Origin of the sequence: Streptomyces sp. Ag109_O5-1 (assembly GCF_003814875.1) — a bacterium.
GTDB classification, from domain to species: Bacteria; Actinomycetota; Actinomycetes; order Streptomycetales; family Streptomycetaceae; genus Streptomyces; species Streptomyces sasae.
Genome location: NZ_RKQF01000001.1, coordinates 4,581,416 through 4,600,507, shown reverse-complemented (window position 1 = coordinate 4,600,507; position 19,092 = coordinate 4,581,416). Strand labels below are relative to the sequence as shown.

Below are 19,092 nucleotides of genomic sequence, written 5' to 3'. Positions count from 1 at the left end.
TCGTACGTTGCGACGATCGGAACCGAACCCGGAGGGGAGCACCATGAGCAACTTGATGCTGAGGATGCTTGTTGCGATGCAGCGGCGCGGCGACGACCGGGGTCAGACCGCGGTCGAGTACCTGGGGATCATCGCGGTGGTGGTGGCGATCGTGCTGGCGGTTACAGGTACGAGCATCGGAACCACGATCATGCAGGCCATCCAGACGCAAATCGCCAAAATCAAGTGATATCAGTCCGCCGTTATGGCGACTCTGGGCAGGCCTTCCCTATCTACATCACGGTAGTGGGAGGCCTGCTCTTTCTCGCGTTCGCGTACTTCGCGGTCGGCCAGGCCGCGGTGAACCGGAACGGTGCCCAGACAGCCGCTGACGCGGCGGCGCTGGCGGCGGCCATGAACACGCGTGACGAGCTTGCGGACCAGTGGGTGAAGGACGTACTCGACCCGACCAAGTGGCAGGAGATCTTCGACGGCAAGGTGGGGGTGCCCGACTCGTGTTGGCGTGCCACCGAGCTGGCGGCCCAGAACGACGCGACGGCGCGCTGCGTCGCCGACGGGCCGCTGAGTTACAAGGTCGACGCCGAGACGCTCAAGTCCGTGGGCGACTCCGTCGTGCCGGGCACCGAGGACATGCACAAGACGGCACGGGCCACCGCCGTGATCGACAAACTCTGCACGTTCACGCCTACCGGTGCCGACGGCGTCCTGCCCGAACTCACCTGCAGGGACCGGACCTGGACCCTGGACCCGACCGATCTCACAGATCTTCCGGGCCCCGAGGACCTCTTCGACGTCCATCTGGCTGACTGACGAGCGAATCGACGAGTGAAGAAGGAAGCGGTGCGATGAGCATTCGGTTCACTGCGAAGGCTCGCAGGGGGATGGTCGCGTTGGCCGTCACGGCCGGTCTGGCTCTCGGTGCGGCCGGATGCGGCAGCGGTGGCGATGGCGACAAGAAGCCTGGTGCGTCGGCGTCTGCTTCCCGAAGCGGTGGGTCGCAGCCGAGTGCGCAGGAGGGGAAGTCCGAGGCGCCCCTCGCCGAACTCTCGGGGCCCTCCGGACTGGTTCTTCAAGTAACCTCCGCCATCCGGGACTCGGGCGGCTTCCTCACTGTTAACGCGAACCTGAAGAACGACGGCTCCCAAACGGCAGTGGTCCCCGTGGCGCTACGGGGCGACGAGACGGAGATCGTCCAGCACGGCACGTCGTTCGGCGGCGCCACGCTTGTGGACTCCAAGGGGAAGAAGCGGTACTACGTGCTGCGGGACACGGACGGGCGGCCGCTCACCACGACCGATCTCTCTTCGATCGAGGCCGGCCAGACCATCCCCGTCTTCATGCAGTTCCCCGCCCCACCCGCCGACACCACCGAAGTGACCCTCCAACTCCCCACCTTCTCCAGCGGCACGATCAAGATCTCCGGGTGAGGCCGAAGTGACCACACCACGCCTGCCCCTGACCCTGGGCGCCGCAACGCTCCTCCTGGTCGCGAATCTCTACGGCGCGACGGCCGCGAGGGCCGACGGCACCGACCCGAGCGTCCCGCCGGGCACCGAACCCTCCGCCTCCGCCCCCGTGAAGATCGACCCGACCGACCCCGACCTCAAGCTCCCCGAGGGCGCGACCCTCGCCGAACCCAAGGTCCTGGACATCAAGTCGGTCGTGGAGGACCAGAGCGGTGACGAGCGCAGGGAGGACACCAACGCGGACGTGACGTTCGCCCTCCAGGCCGAGGTGCTGTTCAGCAAGGACAGCGCGAAGCTGAGCGATGCGGCGAAGGCGCGGATCGGCGCGATCGCCGACGAGATCAAGAAGCAGAACGCGACCCAGGTCCGCGTCTTCGGCTTCACCGACAACCTGGGCTCCTCGGCCCACGGCGACGTCCTCTCCCGCCAGCGCGCCAACGCCGTACAGGGCGTACTCGACCAGGACCTGAACGACCCGAACATCACCTTCGACGTCCGCGGCTACGGCGAGCAGTACCCGATCGCGGACAACTCCACGGAGGAGGGCAGGAAGAAGAACCGCCGGGTGGAGGTCACGTTCCCGCGGACTGGGAGCTGAGCGGCGGCGAAGCCTGCCGCTGGACGTATACGTGGCGTATACTTTCGCCATGTCCGATGTCATGATCCGCGTGCCCGCCGAAGTCCGTGACCAACTCGCCGCCGTGGCAGAGGCGCGCGGGACCAGTCTCCGTGCTCTCATGCAGGAGATAGCGGCTCAGACTCTGACTCCCGAGCAGGTCCAGGAGCGGGCCGAGCGCACCCGTACCCTGCTTGCCGAACGGTTCGGGCACTTCGTGACCGACGAGGAGTCCGCAGAGATGCGGCGCAAGATGCGGGAGGCCACGGCTGCCCACCGGACCAAGCTGGCCGAGACGGAGCCACCCCGTTGAACGCCACCGAGCACTATGTCCTCGACAGTGCCACGCTGCTGGCAATGGGGGGCAACAAGCAGGTGTCCGGACTCATCCACGCGGCGGCGGCAAGTGATGATGTGCGCCTTTGGGTGCCGGTTCTGTGTCTCTTGGAGGCCGGGCGGGAGTGCTCCGGGATCGTCGCTCAGGTCGGCGTCCTGGTGGACGTCCTTCGTTTCGTCGACGACGACTACGCGACAGCCGTGACCGTAGCCGAGTTGTGCCGAGTCGATGTCGGCTTCGGTGTGGCGGCTGCCGTGCATGCGGCGCGGCCGAACTCCATGCTCCCCGATGGGGCGCTGGTGGCGACGGTCGCACCGGAGGCCTATGCGGGGCTCGGAGTCGGGGTCATGGACCTGAACCGCTGACGGGGAGCGGTGCGACGGTCACAGTTCCTGGAGCGCGCCCAGGGAGATGTCCACGTCGATGTCGAACGGGTCGCCGACCTTGAGCTGCTCTCGGTAGGCGCCGGCCAAGGTGTAGGCCTTGGTCACGGGGTCGAGTTCATAGACCCGTACGACCGGGTGCTTGCCCGTGCCCGTCATCTCGACCAGCCAGAAGTGCGGGATGCCCGCGGCGGCGTACTTGTGCGGCTTGGTGTCGCGGTCGCGGGCCTCCGAGTCCGGCGATACGACTTCGACGGCGAGCACGACGTCGGCGGCCTCGAACCGGGTCTGCTCCAGCCCGGTGACGGCTTCGGCGTGGACTACGGAGAGGTCGGGTTCGGGGCCGTTGCGGCGGTCCAGGACGACGGTCATCTCACGGCGGACCTTGAACGCCTTGGGCACCGTTCGACGCAGACCTGCCACCAGGAGGTCGATCATGGTGCTGTGGAAATCCCGCTGCGGGCTCACGAAGACCAGGCTCCCGTCGATCAGCTCGGTGTGCGGCGGGAGGTCGGGCAACGTGAACAGGTCGTCCACGGTGTATCCGTCCCGGGGCGGCACCGGCCAGCGGCGGCCGGGCGCGGCGTTCGGCTCGGCGAGGGGCTCGGCGGTCATGATTCCTCCCATGGGCGGGATTCTCGGCCTGCCTGTCCACCGTAACCGGCGAAATCGACGCTCGTCATCACAATGGGTGACCGGCGGGGCGCAGGGGTGAACCGGGTTCGGCTAGAGAAGGTGGTCGGCCTGTCCGGCCTTGATCCCGAGGATGAGCGCGCGTAGGGCTTCGCGGCTGTCGGTGAGGTGGTGCTCCTCCTGGCCGGCCACGGCGATGTAGGCGTTGCCTTCGGGGTCGGTGCCTATGCGGAAGCAGTTGTTGCCTTCCCCGCAGAACGGGTCTTCCCAGTCGATGCCGGTCATGGTGGCTCCTCAGAGTTCGCGGGCGACGGCGTGGATGAGGTCGCGGGAGGCAGCCGGGGGCAGCGCCGCGTCGTCCATCCAGTCCAGATGTGCACGGTACTTGGTGAGTTGTGCCTCCGCGCCGGTGAATACAGGCCCATGTGCGGAGTCCAGCTGAACGGTGTCGAGTTGGGGCACCGCACCGTCGGCGTACAACAACGCGTGTCCGGCTCCGGGGAAACCGCGCACAGCCGTCGGAACGACCCGGACGTCGATACCCTCGCGCTCCGACTGGTCGGCCAGGTGTTCAAGCTGTTGCCGGGTCACCTCGGTGTCGCCGAACCGCATGCGTAGCGCGGCTTCATGGACGTAGGCGACATACGGGAGGGGCTCCGCGCGTGTGAACACCTGTTGGCGCTCCATACGGTGGGCCACCCGCAGTTCGACCTCAAGTCGGCTGAGAGGCGGCAGTACGGCGGCGAAGACGCCACGGGCGTACTCCTCGGTCTGGAGCAGCCCTGGTACGTGCATGAACTGCACGGTCCGTACCCGCGCCGCGTGCCACTCCAACTCGGCGATGTCCAGGAGCCCGGCCGGAAGGGTGCCCCGATGACGCTCCCACCAGCCCCGGTCCTTGGTCTCGGCCACCGTGGCCAATGCCTCGACATAACTCTGGTCTGCGCAGGCATAGTTGCAGGCAAGCGTCCAGATGCGCTCGGCTGAGAAGGAGCGGATTCCGGACTCCATGTTGGACAGCCGAGTGCGGTCGATGCCGAGGAGCCCGGCGGCGTATTCCGTGGTGACCCCGGCTGCGAGCCGCATTTTCCGCAGTTCGGCACCCAGCCGCCTCTGCCGCTCCGTCGGCGTGGTTCTCGTGGCCATGCCGTCCCTTCTCGCGGTGTGGTGGACCACAGTCTGCCGTATCCATGGTGGGGGTAATTATCTCCAGTCGGGTGGACACTGTAACGCCAGTCGCTCTACAGTCAGTAACTGAACGACTACGTACAGCCCCTCCGTCGTACCGGAAGCGCATCGCACGACCCAGCCCACCGTCTCCTTCCCTGGGAGGGGCAGGCCGTGCCAGGGAGACGAGCCACCCACCGGAGGTCAACCCATTCACCGCCACTGGGAGTTGTGATGTCCGCAATCCTCGCGTCCTGCTGGATCCCGACCCGTGACGAAATGCCCCCCGAACCGCCGGCCCCCGAATCCCTCACCTACAGCCTCACCCTCCCCGCAGCTCCGCAGAGCCCGGCCATCGCCCGTGAGGCGGCCTGCTCGATCCTGCGGGCCCACGGGCTGGAGGACGTGGCGCCGACAGCCGAGCTGGTGACCACCGAACTGACCGCCTGCGCCTGCCGTTTCACTCCCACCGACGAGGTGTACCTGGCTCTGCGCTACCGCGACGACGCGCTACGCGTGATCCTCTACGACGGCCACCCCCGCCACGTGAACACACGCCTGGCCACCGCATGCGACAGCCGCCGCCGGGACGCGCTAGCCACCCTGGCTGAGGTCGTCCGTGTCAGCCAGGGCGACTGGGGATTCGGCGAGGCGAGGCAACCGGGCGGCGGCACCCGCATGTGGGCGGTACTGCCGCGGGCGGGGGCCGGTGCCTACCGTCTGCCCCCTGTTTGAGGGTCGAGTGGGCAGGGGTCTACTCCGGTAGCTCCTGCTCCTGCTCCTGCACCGTCACCCGCGTGCCCGCCTCCACGCCCCAGGTCACCATGGCCCCGGCCTCGGACTCCAGTACATGCCGGGAGCGCAGGCGGGGCAGGCCGAGGCGGCCGGGGCGCATGGTGCGCACCGCGATCACCGTGAGCCGGCGGTCGAGATAGGCGACGTCGATCGGGATGCGCATCCGGAACGTGTGGATCCCGTTGGCCGGGGACAGCAGGATCGCACCCTCGACGCCGTCCCGCCCCAACAGCCCTTTGGTGCGGGCGCGATAAGAGGTTGCGATCTCCAGCGGAACACTCACCGCCGCACCCCCACTCCGCTGCACCACCAACGTCCCGCGCCCATCCCGCCAGCGCCCCATGCCCAGCCTCTTTCCATGGCTCCGCCGCAGCTGCTCGTACCGACCGTATCCACAAATGTGGGCGACAGGTGATGCCTCCGGGGGCCGGACACGTGTCACTCGGGACCGGGACGTCGTTGGGTGGATCAAGAGACCCCTAGCCCCACCCGGAGTCCCCAAGTGAACCGCTCCATCTGGCGCTCGAAACCACCACGGCGTCCCGGTCCAGGAGGTCCGGTCGGCCCACCGCTGACGCACGAGTGCCACGACGTGACGAGGAGCCCATGGCTGACCGGCTGAAGGTCGACGGTTCGGAGCTCGACAAGTTCTTCAAGGACCTGACGAGGGCCAGGAACTCGTTCGTCGCGCTGCAGAAGGTGTTGCACGACCCAGGCGTCAACGGCCTGGGCACGGGCGATCTGGACGACGCGTGCGACCGGTTCCAAGAGGACTGGCACCACGGAGCGAAGGAGATCGCCGAACAGATCGGGGAGCTCACGGAGATCACCAGGAAGGCCAAGGACGACTTTCACGAGGTGGACGTGGCCTTGGAGAGGGCGTTGGAAAAGGCGAGGAGAAAGGGCGGGAGTCAGTGACGAGCACCGGCCCTTATCCCCACCTCGGCTTCAACCCGGCTCCGGGTGACATGGACCTTGTGCGGGACATGCACCGCAGGCTGTCCGACTGCGCCGTAGAGATGGAGAAGGCGCGCTCCAAGGTCGCCAGGCTGATGAACGGCAGCTGTTGGGAGGGGGACGCGGCCGTCGCCTTCCGCGAGCAACTGGAGGGCGGGCCGTTGCCGCTCAACCTGAAGAACGGCGCCCGATCCGTCGACAAGGCCGCGAAACAGCTGGATCTGTGGGCCATGGAACTGGGTGAGTTCCAGCGGCGTGCGAAGAAGCTCGACGGTGAGGCCGAGACCGCGCGTGAGGCGTTGCGGCGTGCGCAGGGGCACGCGGACAAGGCGAAGTCGGGCACGGGCCACGCCCGCGTCGACGGGGGCGTGGCTCTCGACAAGGCGGACAGCAGGGTCGAGACGGCACAGGGCGACCTTGACGACGTGCTGAAACGCGCCCGCTCCCTCGCGGGCGAGCACGAGGACACCGCACGCAAGCGGGCCCGGCACATCATCGACGCCACGCACAGGCTGGCGCCTCACGAGCCGGGTGCGTGGGACAAGTTCACGGACTGGGTCGGAGACAACCTCCCGGACATTCTCAGCGCGTGCGCCGCGGTCCTGGGCGTGATCGCACTGCTGGGTCTCACGGCGATCGCCCCGTGGCTGTTGTTCCTCGCGGCGGGCCTGCTCAGCGCAACGGCCTTCGGCCTGCGGGTCAGTGACCCGGAAGTGCTGGCGTCCCTGGAGGACGGCTTCACGAAGGGCGAACTGGACATCGACTTCTGGTGCAACCTGCTGGGGGTCGCGGGCGACTTCCTCGGAATGCTGCCGGGGTTGGGGGCGGTGGCCAAAGGGGTCATGAAAGCTCCCGAGCTGCTGTCCGCCACCGCGGGACCGGCCGGTGAGGCCGAGGAGGTGCTGACCCTGGGGCAGAGAATTGCCAGGGTCGGGGTCAGGGCAGGGACGTCGATCAAGACGGTGGGTGTCTCGATCCGGACGGAAGCAGCAGCGGCAGAGGGAGCTGTGAGCGTCCTGTCGCATCCCCGTGTGCTGGGCGGACGGCTGGCGCCGATCGTCGAGAAGGTCGACAAACCGGCGACGATCCTGGGAGCCGGCACGGCCGTCTACGGTGTCGCGAGCAGTTTCGTCGGCGCCTTGGACAACGACACTGCCAAGACGGTCAACAACTTGCTCGACGGGCCGAGAACCCTGGGACTCGACGTTCCGGCGACAGCGGGTGCGCTTCACTTCCTGCTGCGCGGTGCGGGGGAAGCGTCATGAGAGGTGCCGCCTATGTGGTCGACGACTCCGCCCGCAGCGAGGATGCCCAGGTCTGGTTCGCGTTGCCTCCCGGCTTCGTGCCACTTCCACTCCAGGAGCTGATGGCGGCTGCACACGATCCGGCACAGGCGCCGGGGCCGCTCACCGGTCTCGGTCCGGTATTCCGGCTAGCCCGGCTGTTCGTGGAGGCCGGAGCGGTGCACTGTTGCCTCGGTCTCCACTCGGACGACGAAGGGGATGGCGGACCGCTGCTGTCTCTCTTCACGCTTGCCTGGCGAGCCACCGGCTGGGTCCCGCGCAGTGTCCATGCGGCACGGGCGGTCGTCGGCGCGGAAGAGGCAGAGCACATCGAGTCTTTGGACCTGCCGTGCGGTCCGGCCGCGCTTGTGCAGACACGTCTGGACGCGCCATCGGAACTTGGCCTCGGCGCCCCGTACGAACTCCTTCAGGTCACTGCGCATGTTCCGTGCTTCGACGGCCGACGCATCGCGATTCTCTCGTTGGCCACGACAGCTGTCCGGCATGCCGAGCACTACCGCGATCTGCTCAGGGACATCGCCGGTTCGGTCAGTTTCGAAGACCCGCTTCCGGATGCGTCCGATTCCGATGTCGTACCGAACAAGGACTGACATGCCCCCCACGCATCACCCCACGGCCTGGGACGATCCCGCGACCCGCAGTGCCTGGGCAAGGCTGGTCACCTGCGCGTTTTTGGGCCAGATCTTGTGGCCCGCCGCGTGGCTGGGCCTGCTGGCCTGGTACGTGATCATGTCGATCAGCTGGACGCTGTGGCTCCTCTTCGTTCCTCTGCTCTACTGCGCCTACCGTGCCTTTCTCCAACCGGCCTATATCTCTTGGGCCTTCCACACACGACGGTTGCTGCGCGCCTACCCGTGGCAGGCGTTCGAGGAGCCGGAGAGCGGGATCGGGAAGATTCCAGAAGCCACCGCCGGGGACGTCTGGCTGCGCTTCCCCAATCCCGAGCGTCCGGATGAGAAGCTGCCGATGATTCTGAAGTCGCACATTCGGTCGATGTGGTGGAGACGACGTCTCGGGCGCGGCCACGCCAGTGAGAAGACCGCGCAGGCCAGGGAAGTGTGGTTCGCTGGCGACCCCCGCTTCGCCGCCGTCATCGCGGCCCCCGGGCCCCGTCGCTTCTATGTGATCCATCAGCGCCCGATGAACAAGCGAGGCGTCGCCGATCCCTGTGGCGCGAGTCCGGCTGCTCTCGAACGCGCCCGCCGTGCAGGAGTACGTCTACCGGATCCGAGCTCGGCTTCCTCGTAAGTCCTCTGCGGTCAAAAGGAGTTGTCGCGGCCTCGGCCCCCCGGTAGGACATCCCCATGACTGCACTCGGCGCTGTGTTTCGCCCCCAACTACCCCCCGAGCGGCTGCGTGACGTGGTTCGGCTTGCTGATGACGTGGGGCTCGAAGAGTTGTGGCTGTGGGAGGACTGTTTTCGGGAAGGGGGGATTTCGGCTGCCGCTGCCGCGCTCGCCTGGAGCGAGCGGGTGCGGATCGGGGTCGGGCTGCTGCCCGTGCCGTTGCGGAACGTCGCCATCACCGCCATGGAGGCCGCAACGCTGCACCGGATGTTCCCGGGGCGTGCCGTCCTCGGGGTCGGGCACGGTGTGCAGGACTGGATGGGGCAGGTCGGGGCCCGTGCGGAGTCGCCGGTGACCCTGCTGCGGGAGCATCTCGACGCCCTCCGGGCGCTGTTGCGAGGGGAGCGGCTCACCGTCAGCGGGCGGTACGTCCGGCTCGACGATGTCGCCCTGGACTGGCCGCCCGCCGGGCCCGTTCCTGTCTTCGCCGGTGCCACAGGCCCCCGCTCCCTGCGGCTCAGCGGTGCGGCCGCCGACGGGACCGTTCTCACCGCCGCCACCCCACCCGACGGCGTCCGCCGGGCGCGGCGGCTCATCGAGGAGGGGCGGGCCGCTGCCGGGCGGGGGGAGGACGAGCGGCATGAGGTCGTGGTCTATCTCCTGACTGCCACCGGGCCCGACGCCGCCGACCGGCTTCGCGCCGAACTTGTCGAGGAGGGGCTGGAGTCCGTCCCCGACCTCGGTGTCGCCGGAGACGCGGGAGCCGTCGCCAAGTCCGTGCAGCGGCTCGTGGAGGCCGGTGCCGACACCGTGATCCTCCAGCCGACGGGGGACGAGCCCGACCCCGAGGGCTTCGTACGGTTCACCGCGGAGGAGGTCCGGCCGCTCGTGCCGTAGCAACAAAAGGGGCGGTGTCAGTGGCTGGTGCCACACTCACAGGCATGACGACGACCGATGACGTTCGCCTGCGTCCCGTGCTGGACGACGACCTCGAGTTCTTCCTCGCCTACGAGCACGACTCGGAAGCCGTCCGGCGGTCGAGGTTCACGCCCCGGCCGCGGGAGGCCTTTCTGCGGCACTGGAGGGAGAGGGTGCTCGGGGATCCGAGCGGCCTGGTGCGGACCGTTCTCGTGGACGGGGAGGTCGCGGGGAACATCGTCGCCTGGTGGGAGGGCGAGCGGCGGTTCACCGGGTACTGGCTCGGGCGGGCGTACTGGAGGCGGGGCGTCGGCAGTCGCGCCCTCGCCCTCTTCCTCCGGGAGGAGACCGTACGGCCCCTGTACGCCGACCCCTTCGCCGCGAACACCGCCTCGGTACGGCTGCTGGAGAAGAGCGGGTTCGTCCCGGCCGACGACGACCCGGAGCACCCCGTGGACGAGGGGTATGTGCTGCTCGTCCTGCGCGGCGACTCCGGGACGGGGGCGGCCGCCTACGACCCGGTCACGCCGTTGCCGTGACCGGTGGGTGTGCGCCCGTCGCGCCGTCGATCAGTTCCCGCAGGATGTCCATGTGCCCGGCGTGCCGGGCCGTCTCCTCGATCATGTCGACCAGGACCCAGCGGAGCGAGACCGTCATGTCGTGCCAGGAGGGCCGGCCCAGGGTCTCCAGCGGCCGTGACGCGATCACCCGGTCGGACGCGGCGCGCGCACGGCCGTAGAAGTCGATGATCTGCTGGGTCGTCTCCTCGGGGCCGGCCGCCATGTCCTCGGTGGCCGGGTCGAACCACAGCGGCTCGACCTCCTCGCCGAAGGTCTCCACGAACCAGCCGTAGTACACGGACGCCAGATGCTTCACCAGTCCGAGCAGGTTCGTCCCGGACGGGGTCATCGGCCGGCGCAGCTGTTCGTCGTCGAGGCCCTCCAGTTTCCACAGCACCGCGTCCTGGTGCCGTTCCAGGCTCGCTCGCAGGGTTTCCTTCTCACCAGTGGTGTACTTGCCGCCGTCTGTGGTCATGGCGGACGAAACTAGCAGCGGGGACCGACAACCCGCTGCGATCGTGGGGGACATGACCTGCACCGAGCCGAGCAAGCCGGGCGAGCCGAGCAGGCCGAGCGAGCCGAGCAGGCCGGGCGAGTCGCGGACCGGGCTTGATCCACCGGCCTTGGAATGCCAGGTGGCGAAGAATGGCCAGGAACCGCCGTCCGAGCCGTCGGACGCCCGCTCCGGCCCGGGTGATCACAAACGATCCCCGCTGGGCATGTCGTGACGCCATGGGTCAATGAGGTCAAGTCCTTCCTTAGTTCATGGAGCTACGCATAAGTGAATGTTCACCCTTCCCGTTCATCTCCTCTTGTCACAGCGTTCCCACATCGTTACCGCTGAGGGTTCACATCAACCAAATGACTCACGTAAGTTCAGACCAAGGTAATTCGCGTGAGCAAAGCTGCGCGGGCGGCACCGCGCAGTGGAGGGGGCTGCGCGGTGCCGCAATACCCCGGGGGCTGCCGTCAAGCCGCCGTTCGCAGCCGGAGTCGCCCGTCGGGGGGATGGGCGAACAACCCGCCGAGGCATCCCCAAGACGGCTCTAACCCTCTTGATCTCCCCGTATGCGGCAACATTTCCTGGGATTCCGCTGCGAACCGGCCACGCGAGACCCTTGAATCCAGCGTTCCAGGCCCATCGCGGCGTCGTCGGGCGACTGCGGAGAGTAGTTGAGGCGCGCCGATGCACGCAGCATCACTTACAAAGGGTTATGGTGGAAACCCCCCCTCGGGCCGGTCCGTCTCCCCCCCACGGACCGGCCCGTTTTTTTGTCCGCGGTTTTCACCCACTTTTCAGGCGCCCTCGGTGCCACGCCCCCGAAGGGGTGCGGGGAACTGCGCGACCAGCCACGACGAAGCCGGCCGCCGCCGAACGGCCCAAGCCCCACCCCTGTGGGCGCCAACCCGAGCCCCACCGCCCAACTCCCAGCGGGGTAGGCTTCGGCCCGCGGACTCCCGCATTCCCGCAGCCGAATCACGAGGGGCGGACTTCAAGTGAACCTGCGCGACAAGCTGCGCGGCCTGCTCGTCAGGCTCTACGCGCGCCGGGTGGAAGGCCACCTGGACCACGCACAGGTGCCCAAGCACATCGGCGTCATCATGGACGGCAACCGCCGCTGGGCGAAGGCCGCGGGCTCCACCACCGTGCACGGCCACCGCGCCGGCGCCGAGAAGATCGAGGAATTCCTCGGCTGGTGCTCCGAGACCGATGTCGAGGTCGTCACCCTCTGGCTGCTGTCCACGGACAACTTCGACCGTGCCAAGGAGGAGTTGGTCCCCCTCCTCGGCATCATCGAGGACGTCGTCCGCACCCTCGCCGCCGACGGCCGCTGGCGTGTCCACCATGTCGGCACCCCCGACCTGCTGCCCTCGCAGATGCAGACCGCGCTGAAGGAGGCCGAGGAGGCCACCGCGCACGTCGAGGGAATACTGGTGAACGTCGCCATCGGCTACGGCGGCCGCCAGGAGATCGCCGACGCCGTCCGCTCGATGATCCTCGACGCGAACGACAAGGGCGTCTCGATGGAGGCCCTCGCCGACTCCGTCGACGTCGACATGATCGGCCGTCACCTCTACACCGGCGCCCAGCCCTACCCGGACCTGGTGATCCGCACCAGCGGCGAGCAGCGGCTGTCCGGATTCATGCTCTGGCAGACCGCGCACTCCGAGTACTACTTCTGCGAGGTCTTCTGGCCCGCGTTCCGCAAGGTCGACTTCCTGCGCGCCCTGCGTGACTACGCGGCCCGCCACCGCCGCTACGGCGGGTGACCTCATCGTGACGGCGGTCGTCAACACGGCATACGATGCCAGGCGGGGCCGTCACGCTGGATGACCCATCCGTCACGGTGGATGACCTCACGTCACCCATGAGGCGTAAATCACCCATTTCGGGGCGCGAGTAACGCGGAGTTCACCTGCGCGTCGTTGCAGACCGTTGCATGGCGGCGCATGTTCGAGGGCATAAGCCAAGCAGGTCGATGCCCGAACCACGGGCATCGGATCTCAGCGGGCGGCTCGGGGCCGTCCGCCCGGGAGGCCCTTTGCACCAGCCCGACCGTGCGGTCACGGCACGGAAGAAGCAGCGGGGGGCCGGTTTTCGGCCCGTGCAGGGCGGCCGTCGACCGGTCCAGCTCGCTTTCGTCGCTCCCCGACCTCATCCGAGGGGGTACGTCCTTCCGTGGTGACCAGCACAACGCGCCGCAAGTCCGACCGGCGCACCTATGTTCTCGACACCAGCGTCCTGCTGGCCGACCCGAACGCCATGGCCCGCTTCGAGGAGCACGAGGTAGTGCTCCCGATCGTCGTGGTCACGGAACTGGAGGCCAAGAGGCACCATCCCGAACTCGGTTACTTCGCCCGGCAGGCACTGCGCCTGCTCGACGACTACCGGGTCCGGCACGGCCGTCTCGACGCCCCCATCCCGATCGGCGATCTCGGCGGCACGATCCGTGTCGAGCTCAACCACTCGGACCCCAGTGTGCTGCCGAGCGGCTACCGCCTGGGGGACAACGACTCCCGCATCCTCGCGGTGGCCCGGAATCTGCAGGCCGAGGGGTACGACGTCACCGTCGTCTCGAAGGACCTGCCGCTCAGGATCAAGGCGTCGTCGGTCGGCCTCCTCGCCGAGGAGTACCGCGCCGAACTCGCCATCACGGACTCCTCCGGCTGGACCGGAATGTCCGAACTGACCCTGTCCGGCGAACAGGTGGACATCCTCTTCGAGGAAGGCCATGTGTACGCCCCGGAGGCCGCGGACCTCCCCGTGCACACCGGTCTGACCATCCAGTCGGAGCGCGGCAAGGCGCTCGGCCGGGTGACGGCCGAGGGCAACATCCGGGTGGTGCGGGGCGACCGGGAGGCGTTCGGCATCAAGGGCCGCAGTGCCGAGCAGCGCATCGCGCTCGATCTGCTGCTCGACCCGGACGTCGGCATCGTGTCGATGGGCGGCCGGGCCGGCACCGGCAAGTCGGCGCTGGCGCTGTGCGCGGGGCTGGAGGCGGTCCTGGAGCGCCGCCAGCACCAGAAGGTGATGGTCTTCCGTCCGCTCTACGCGGTCGGCGGCCAGGAGCTGGGCTATCTGCCCGGTTCCGAGGCGGAGAAGATGAGCCCCTGGGCGCAGGCGGTCTTCGACACGCTCTCCGCGGTCACCAGCCGCGAGGTCATCGAGGAGGTCACCGCCCGCGGGATGCTGGAGGTGCTGCCGCTCACCCACATCCGCGGCCGTTCCCTCCATGACGCCTTCGTGATCGTGGACGAGGCCCAGTCGCTGGAACGGAACGTCCTGCTGACCGTTCTGTCCCGGATCGGCGCGAATTCACGGGTCGTTCTGACCCATGATGTGGCGCAAAGGGACAATCTGCGGGTGGGACGATACGACGGTGTGGTCGCCGTGGTGGAGAAGCTGAAGGGGCATCCGCTCTTCGCGCATGTCACCCTGAACCGGTCCGAGAGGTCCCAGATCGCCGCACTTGTGACCGAAATGCTGGAGGACGGGCACATCTGATCGCCGTGTCCAACTTGGGTTGATTACCCACCGGTTGGCGCCGTCCGGCAAAGGCCCTGAGCCTAGTCGGGCGGCGCCTTCGCGTGTGGCGGTTTCCTGAAATCCCCGGGGGGAAACGGGATGTGAGCTTTCACACGCAACTCGGAATTGCCTCCCGGCGTCCGGTTACGGCAGAGTCTCACTCCTGTCAGGCCCCGCATACGACACACCTGTACCCCCAGCGGTACGGAACAACAGAAGCGCCACATCAATTCCATAGCGACGTCGTATGCCGCCCGAGCACCACGCGGCGCTCCCTTCGAGGGAGTTGCCCACCGGGCCCGTGTCTCCCGTGACCCAAGTAGTGAGGAGGCCAGCGCCAGGGGCACGATTGCGTCCGCCAGGGTCACCCAAGCGGGCGCTGCTGGAAGGAAACCGTGTGAGCCGGATTTCGGTCCGGGGATTCGCAGTGGCATCGGCCACCGCGGTCACCGCTGTCGGAAGCGTCGTCGGTGTTGCCTCGGGCAGCGTGGCGCAGCCGAACAACGACGCAGAGGCGACAGCAGCCGACACCACGCTCCTGGCCGACCTGCCCGCAGGTCAGCAGGCGACGGTGCAGACCGCTTCCCTGACGCAGCAGGCCGACGCCGTGGCCATCCAGGCCGACGCGAGCGCCAAGAAGGACGCCGAGCAGGCCGCCCGCGTGGCAGCCGCCAAGACCGCGACCGCCAAGAAGGCCGCGGCCGAGCAGGCGGCGAAGGAGGCCAAGGAGCGCGCCCAGGCCAAGACGGAGGCCAGCCGTTCCGCGTCCAGCTTCCCGGTCCAGAGCTCGTACACGGTCGCGCAGGTCCAGGCGATGGCCAAGCAGATGGTCGCGTCCGGTCAGTACCAGTGCTTCAGCGACATCGTGAACACCGAGTCCAGCTGGAACTACCAGGCCGTCAACGCCTCCTCCGGCGCCTACGGTCTCGTGCAGGCCCTGCCCGGCTCCAAGATGTCCTCCGCCGGCGCCGACTGGCAGACCAACCCGGCCACCCAGATCAAGTGGGGTCTCAACTACATGAACAGCCGGTACGGCAGCCCGTGTGCCGCCTGGCAGTTCCACCTGGCCAACGGCTGGTACTGAGACACACCTCTTTCTCAACCTCCGACAGCCCCTCCCCGTCCTAGGGGGAGGGGCTGTCGCCCTGTACGGTCGGACCGAACGACTCCAGGGGGGAGTGGTGAGGAGCACCCGAGGACGCGGGGGAAGAGGGCGGATCATGTCGCGAGTGCCGGAGTGGCTCGGCCGGCTCGGTGCGGGACTCACCGAGATGGGCGAGCGGTTGGACGAGCGCAGGGCCGAGGTGGAGCGCACCGAGCCGGAACCGCCCCCAGCGCCCGCGCCCGTGCCGGCGGCGTCACCCGTCCCGGCCTCCGCCTCCGCCTCCACGCCCGTGCCCGCCGCCCGGAAGCCTCCGACCAGCCCCCGCCCCCGCCCCGACCCCGTGACGGCCGTCCCCTGGGCCGTACGGGTCGCCGCCGAGGCCGGCTGGCGGCTGCTGGTGCTGGCCGGCACGGTCTGGGTCCTGATGCGGGTCATCAGCGCCGTACAACTGGTCGTCTTCGCCTTCGTCATCGCGCTGCTGGTCACCGCGCTGCTCCAGCCCACGGTCGCCTGGCTGTGCCGCCGCGGGGTGCCGCGCGGCCCGGCCACCGCACTCACCGCGATCCTGGGGTTCGTGGTGATCGGCCTGATGGGCTGGTTCGTGATCTGGCAGGTCATGGAGAACACCGACACGCTCTCCAACCAGATCCAGAGCGGCATCGACGATCTGCGCGACTGGCTGCTGAAGAGCCCGTTCCACGTCACCGACAAACAGATCAACCAGATCGCCAAGAACCTCCGCGAGGCGATCGGCGCCAACACCGACCAGATAACGTCGTTCGGCCTGGAGGGCGTCCAGGTCGTCGTGGAGGCCCTGACCGGCATCCTGCTGGTCTTCTTCTCGACGCTCTTCCTGCTGTACGACGGCGCGCGCATCTGGCAGTGGTTCCTGAAGCTCGTCCCCTCCGCCGCCCGTGAGGGCGTCGGCGGCGCCGGCCCGCGTGCCTGGCGTACGCTCACCGCCTACGTCCGGGGCACGGTCCTGGTCGCCCTCATCGACGCCATCTGCATCGGCCTGGGCATCTACTTCCTGAACGTCCCGATGGCCGTCCCGCTCGCCGTTTTCATCTTCCTGTTCTCCTTCATCCCGCTGGTCGGCGCGGTCGCCTCCGGGGCCCTGGCGGTGGTGGTCGCGCTGGTCACCCAGGGCGTGTTCACGGCGGTCATGACCCTGGCCGTGGTCCTCGCGGTGCAGCAGATCGAGGGCCACATCCTCCAGCCGTTCATCCTCGGCAGGGCCGTCCGCGTCCACCCCCTCGCGGTGGTCCTCTCGGTCGCGGCCGGCGGCATGGTCGCGGGCATCGGCGGCGCGGTGGTGGCCGTACCGCTGGTGGCGGTCTCGAACACGGTGGTCAGCTATCTGCGCCAGTACTCCAACGAGTGGTACGTGGACGCGGAGCCCGACGACGGCGCCCCACCACCCGAACCGGCCCCCGTCGGCGATCCCGAGGAGACCGAGAGGGCCGAGGCGGTCGAGGAGATCGAGGAGATCGAGGAGATCGAGGATGCGGCCGCGCATGATGACCAACTCCTCGGCGGGGGTGCCTGACTTCGCCCTCCGTTCGATCAAATGAGTGTCGAACAAAGTGATTTGAGTGGCCTAATAGTCCAACTTCCATCAGCCGGCGACAGGTGGGAAATCCGTCGCTGGAATGCGCTCTCGAACTGATACACCTACCTCCTCGGTGCGACGCGTCAGGCGTCTGTGCGAAATGCCGATATGCCAAGGGGGGCGATGTCGGAGGTTCGGGATCCCCTCGGCAGGGCCGGTTACGGCCGGCTCGCGCACGCCCTGATCGCGTGCGGACGCGAGGGATTCAGCGGAGAACTGCGGGTGCCGGGCAGCCCGGGCGGTGCCTTCCATCTGCGCGCCGGGCTGGTGGTCGCAGCCGACAGCCCCGGCGCCCCCGGCCCCGAGGCGCTGCTGCTGCGCTCCGACCGCATCGACGGCGAGCAGTGGGCCGAGCTGGTACGGGAGTCCGGCGGGGCCCGCTGGCCGGTCGCCGGCCTGATCGCCCACGGCTACGCGGGGGCGGCCCAGCTCAGAGTGGTCTGCGTGATGGCGCTGCAGGACGCGGCCTTCGCCATCGTCGCCGGCCGGGTGGACGGCTGCGAGGCGGTCCTCGGCACCGAGCCGTACGCCCCCGTCGCCGTCGGCGAGCCGCCCGCCCGGCTGCTCCAGGAGGCGAACCGCAAACTGGCCGCCCTGGCCGCCCTGCCCCACCCCGTGCGCCCCGACCGGGAACGCCCGCTGCCCGCCGCGGTCGACCGCCCCCTCACCCCGCTGCAGCGGGAGCTGATGGGCCACGCCGACGGCCGCCGCACCGCCCGCGACCTGGCCTTCCGCACCGGGCGCGGGGTCTACACGGTCACAGTGGAGGTCGCCCGGATGCTCGGCGAGGGGCTGCTGGAGTGCGCCGGCCCGACCGCACCGATCCCGATCCGGATGCCGGTGCGGGCACCGGTCGTACGGCACCGGGAAACGCCGCCCCCGCCCCCGCCCCCGCCGCCGGCTCCGGAGCCGATCCCCGTCCCCGCCGAACTGCCGCGCCGCGAGCCGGGCGCCAGCGGCATCACCGAAGCCCTCGGCCCGTCCAAGAGCGGGGCGAGCTGGAAAGGGTTCTTCCGGCTCCGGCACGGAACCGCCAAATGAGAAGCGCGGGTTGATTGCCGTAGCGGTCGAATTCAGTCAGGAACAAGGGAGTTGAGCACATGGATCACGAAGCCCTGGCGCAGGAAATGCGCGGGCTGCGCGAACGGGTCACCGGAATCACCGACACGGCCCTGGCGGCGGCCGACGGAATGCTGATAGCCGCCGACACGGCGAATTCCATCGATCCGGAGGGCCTCGCCGCCCTCGCGGCCGCCGGCCTCGGCCTTGCGCGCCGCACCGCCGAGGCCACCGCGCGCGGTGTGCTGCGGCAGACGGTGACGTACGGCAGCCACGGCTGCGTCGCCTTCTACGCCGTCGGCGACACCGCCCTGATGGTCGTCCTCGGCGACGAGGGGATGGACGTGGACCGCCTGCACCGGGCGACCCATCCGGCCCTCGACCGCATCGGCTCGATCCTCACCGAGAAGGCTCCAGAGGGAGTGTGAAGGGATGGCGACGAAACGCATGGCCGCAAGTTTCTCGGACCAGGTGATGAGCCTGGTCAAATCGCTGCGGAACGAGGCGCCGGAGTGCGTCGCGTCCGGAGTGGTCGACATGTCCACCGGGATGCTGCTCGCGTACGAGACGATCGACAACCACCCGGCCGAGGTCCTCGACCTGCTGGCGGGCGCCACCCTGGACCTGTTCCAGGGCCGGACGGTCGGGATGATCGAGGACGTCTTCAAGGAGCGCCGCGGCATCACCTCCGACAACCACTTCTTCCAGGAGATCCTGGTCAACAGCGACAATCTCACCCACCTGTTCATCCGTATGAACGAGCAGCAGGACGTGGTGGCCGTGGTCGTCTGCCGTAAATCGGTGAACGTCGGCATGCTGTTCGCCCAGACCCGGAGGGTGGTGCGGGAGCACAGCCTGTGACCGCAC

General features: G+C 68.6%; 25 protein-coding genes. 20 read left to right on the top strand and 5 right to left on the bottom strand.

Translation table 11 applies throughout. From position 1 onward, the window contains the following. The first annotated feature begins 43 nt into the window (after positions 1-43). Genes EDD90_RS20860 through EDD90_RS20835 form a run of 6 tightly spaced genes read left to right on the top strand, consistent with a single transcriptional unit; the run spans position 44 to position 2,784 of the window. Positions 44-229, top strand: coding sequence for a hypothetical protein (locus EDD90_RS20860; RefSeq protein WP_123974484.1), 186 nt, complete (start codon positions 44-46; stop codon positions 227-229). After that, the gene (locus EDD90_RS20855) at positions 226-810 is read left to right on the top strand and encodes a pilus assembly protein TadG-related protein (RefSeq protein WP_260327965.1); all 585 of its coding nucleotides are present in this window, start codon (positions 226-228) and stop codon (positions 808-810) included. Before EDD90_RS20860 ends, EDD90_RS20855 begins: the two co-directional genes overlap by 4 nt. A gap of 35 nt (positions 811-845) precedes the next feature. Then, positions 846-1,427 carry a hypothetical protein gene (locus EDD90_RS20850; protein ID WP_123974483.1) on the top strand — a complete coding sequence of 194 codons (582 nt, stop codon included), beginning with the start codon at positions 846-848 and terminating at the stop codon, positions 1,425-1,427. 7 nt (positions 1,428-1,434) lie between these two features. Then, complete coding sequence (locus EDD90_RS20845) at positions 1,435-2,064, top strand: OmpA family protein (RefSeq protein ID WP_123974482.1); 630 nt, start codon at positions 1,435-1,437, stop codon at positions 2,062-2,064. Between the two features lie 49 nt (positions 2,065-2,113). Beyond that, positions 2,114-2,395: an Arc family DNA-binding protein gene (locus tag EDD90_RS20840; protein WP_123974481.1), complete on the top strand. Its 282-nt coding sequence runs from the start codon at positions 2,114-2,116 to the stop codon at positions 2,393-2,395. Further along, the gene (locus tag EDD90_RS20835) at positions 2,392-2,784 is read left to right on the top strand and encodes a hypothetical protein (protein ID WP_123974480.1); all 393 of its coding nucleotides are present in this window, start codon (positions 2,392-2,394) and stop codon (positions 2,782-2,784) included. Before EDD90_RS20840 ends, EDD90_RS20835 begins: the two co-directional genes overlap by 4 nt. An 18-nt stretch (positions 2,785-2,802) precedes the next feature. On the opposite strand, the gene EDD90_RS20830 is transcribed toward EDD90_RS20835, so the two are convergent. The 3 genes from EDD90_RS20830 to EDD90_RS20820 form a co-directional block, all read right to left on the bottom strand. Then, positions 2,803-3,417, bottom strand: a complete 615-nt coding sequence (locus EDD90_RS20830) for a Uma2 family endonuclease (RefSeq protein WP_123974479.1) — start codon at positions 3,415-3,417, stop codon at positions 2,803-2,805. Positions 3,418-3,528: 111 nt separating this feature from the next. Beyond that, entirely contained in the window at positions 3,529-3,720 is a 192-nt protein-coding gene (locus tag EDD90_RS20825; protein ID WP_123974478.1) for a hypothetical protein, read from the bottom strand. 9 nt (positions 3,721-3,729) lie between these two features. After that, entirely contained in the window at positions 3,730-4,581 is an 852-nt protein-coding gene (locus EDD90_RS20820; RefSeq protein WP_123974477.1) for a helix-turn-helix transcriptional regulator, read from the bottom strand. Between the two features lie 255 nt (positions 4,582-4,836). Between EDD90_RS20820 and EDD90_RS20815 the strand changes: the two genes are divergently transcribed. Beyond that, positions 4,837-5,337 carry an ATP-binding protein gene (locus tag EDD90_RS20815; protein ID WP_260327964.1) on the top strand — a complete coding sequence of 167 codons (501 nt, stop codon included), beginning with the start codon at positions 4,837-4,839 and terminating at the stop codon, positions 5,335-5,337. A 19-nt stretch (positions 5,338-5,356) separates the two neighbouring features. Here the strand turns inward: EDD90_RS20815 and EDD90_RS20810 are convergent, their stop codons facing one another. After that, entirely contained in the window at positions 5,357-5,740 is a 384-nt protein-coding gene (locus tag EDD90_RS20810) for a DUF192 domain-containing protein (protein WP_123974476.1), read from the bottom strand. 263 nt (positions 5,741-6,003) lie between these two features. Between EDD90_RS20810 and EDD90_RS20805 the strand changes: the two genes are divergently transcribed. Genes EDD90_RS20805 through EDD90_RS20780 form a run of 6 tightly spaced genes read left to right on the top strand, consistent with a single transcriptional unit; the run spans position 6,004 to position 10,401 of the window. Next, on the top strand, positions 6,004-6,315 hold the full coding sequence (locus tag EDD90_RS20805; protein ID WP_123974475.1) for a hypothetical protein: 312 nt from the start codon (positions 6,004-6,006) through the stop codon (positions 6,313-6,315). Beyond that, entirely contained in the window at positions 6,312-7,619 is a 1,308-nt protein-coding gene (locus EDD90_RS20800) for a WXG100 family type VII secretion target (protein WP_260327963.1), read from the top strand. Before EDD90_RS20805 ends, EDD90_RS20800 begins: the two co-directional genes overlap by 4 nt. 14 nt (positions 7,620-7,633) lie before the next feature. Beyond that, on the top strand, positions 7,634-8,248 hold the full coding sequence (locus EDD90_RS20795; protein WP_123974474.1) for a hypothetical protein: 615 nt from the start codon (positions 7,634-7,636) through the stop codon (positions 8,246-8,248). A gap of 1 nt (position 8,249) precedes the next feature. Then, the gene (locus tag EDD90_RS20790; RefSeq protein WP_185149173.1) at positions 8,250-8,906 is read left to right on the top strand and encodes a hypothetical protein; all 657 of its coding nucleotides are present in this window, start codon (positions 8,250-8,252) and stop codon (positions 8,904-8,906) included. A 56-nt stretch (positions 8,907-8,962) separates the two neighbouring features. After that, the gene (locus tag EDD90_RS20785) at positions 8,963-9,841 is read left to right on the top strand and encodes an LLM class flavin-dependent oxidoreductase (RefSeq protein ID WP_123974473.1); all 879 of its coding nucleotides are present in this window, start codon (positions 8,963-8,965) and stop codon (positions 9,839-9,841) included. A 44-nt stretch (positions 9,842-9,885) separates the two neighbouring features. Further along, the gene (locus EDD90_RS20780) at positions 9,886-10,401 is read left to right on the top strand and encodes a GNAT family N-acetyltransferase (RefSeq protein ID WP_123974472.1); all 516 of its coding nucleotides are present in this window, start codon (positions 9,886-9,888) and stop codon (positions 10,399-10,401) included. Here EDD90_RS20780 and EDD90_RS20775 read toward each other — a convergent pair. Continuing rightward, positions 10,385-10,897, bottom strand: a complete 513-nt coding sequence (locus tag EDD90_RS20775; protein WP_123974471.1) for a DinB family protein — start codon at positions 10,895-10,897, stop codon at positions 10,385-10,387. The two genes, EDD90_RS20780 and EDD90_RS20775, sit on opposite strands and share 17 nt — an antisense overlap. A gap of 1,022 nt (positions 10,898-11,919) precedes the next feature. Here EDD90_RS20775 and EDD90_RS20770 point away from each other — a divergent pair. From EDD90_RS20770 to EDD90_RS20735, 7 genes are all read left to right on the top strand, one after another. Next, on the top strand, positions 11,920-12,693 hold the full coding sequence (locus EDD90_RS20770) for an isoprenyl transferase (RefSeq protein ID WP_123974470.1): 774 nt from the start codon (positions 11,920-11,922) through the stop codon (positions 12,691-12,693). Positions 12,694-13,102: 409 nt separating this feature from the next. Continuing rightward, the gene (locus EDD90_RS20760; RefSeq protein ID WP_123974468.1) at positions 13,103-14,428 is read left to right on the top strand and encodes a PhoH family protein; all 1,326 of its coding nucleotides are present in this window, start codon (positions 13,103-13,105) and stop codon (positions 14,426-14,428) included. 418 nt (positions 14,429-14,846) lie between these two features. Next, on the top strand, positions 14,847-15,533 hold the full coding sequence (locus tag EDD90_RS20755; RefSeq protein WP_123974467.1) for a transglycosylase SLT domain-containing protein: 687 nt from the start codon (positions 14,847-14,849) through the stop codon (positions 15,531-15,533). 136 nt (positions 15,534-15,669) lie between these two features. Then, entirely contained in the window at positions 15,670-17,103 is a 1,434-nt protein-coding gene (locus EDD90_RS20750) for an AI-2E family transporter (protein WP_123974466.1), read from the top strand. A 186-nt stretch (positions 17,104-17,289) separates the two neighbouring features. After that, the gene (locus EDD90_RS20745; RefSeq protein ID WP_123974465.1) at positions 17,290-18,207 is read left to right on the top strand and encodes a MarR family transcriptional regulator; all 918 of its coding nucleotides are present in this window, start codon (positions 17,290-17,292) and stop codon (positions 18,205-18,207) included. Between the two features lie 59 nt (positions 18,208-18,266). Continuing rightward, the gene (locus tag EDD90_RS20740) at positions 18,267-18,653 is read left to right on the top strand and encodes a roadblock/LC7 domain-containing protein (protein ID WP_185149172.1); all 387 of its coding nucleotides are present in this window, start codon (positions 18,267-18,269) and stop codon (positions 18,651-18,653) included. 4 nt (positions 18,654-18,657) lie between these two features. Then, a complete protein-coding gene (locus EDD90_RS20735) occupies positions 18,658-19,086 on the top strand; it encodes a hypothetical protein (RefSeq protein ID WP_123974464.1) in 429 nt (142 codons plus the stop codon). The last annotated feature ends 6 nt before the right edge of the window (positions 19,087-19,092 follow it).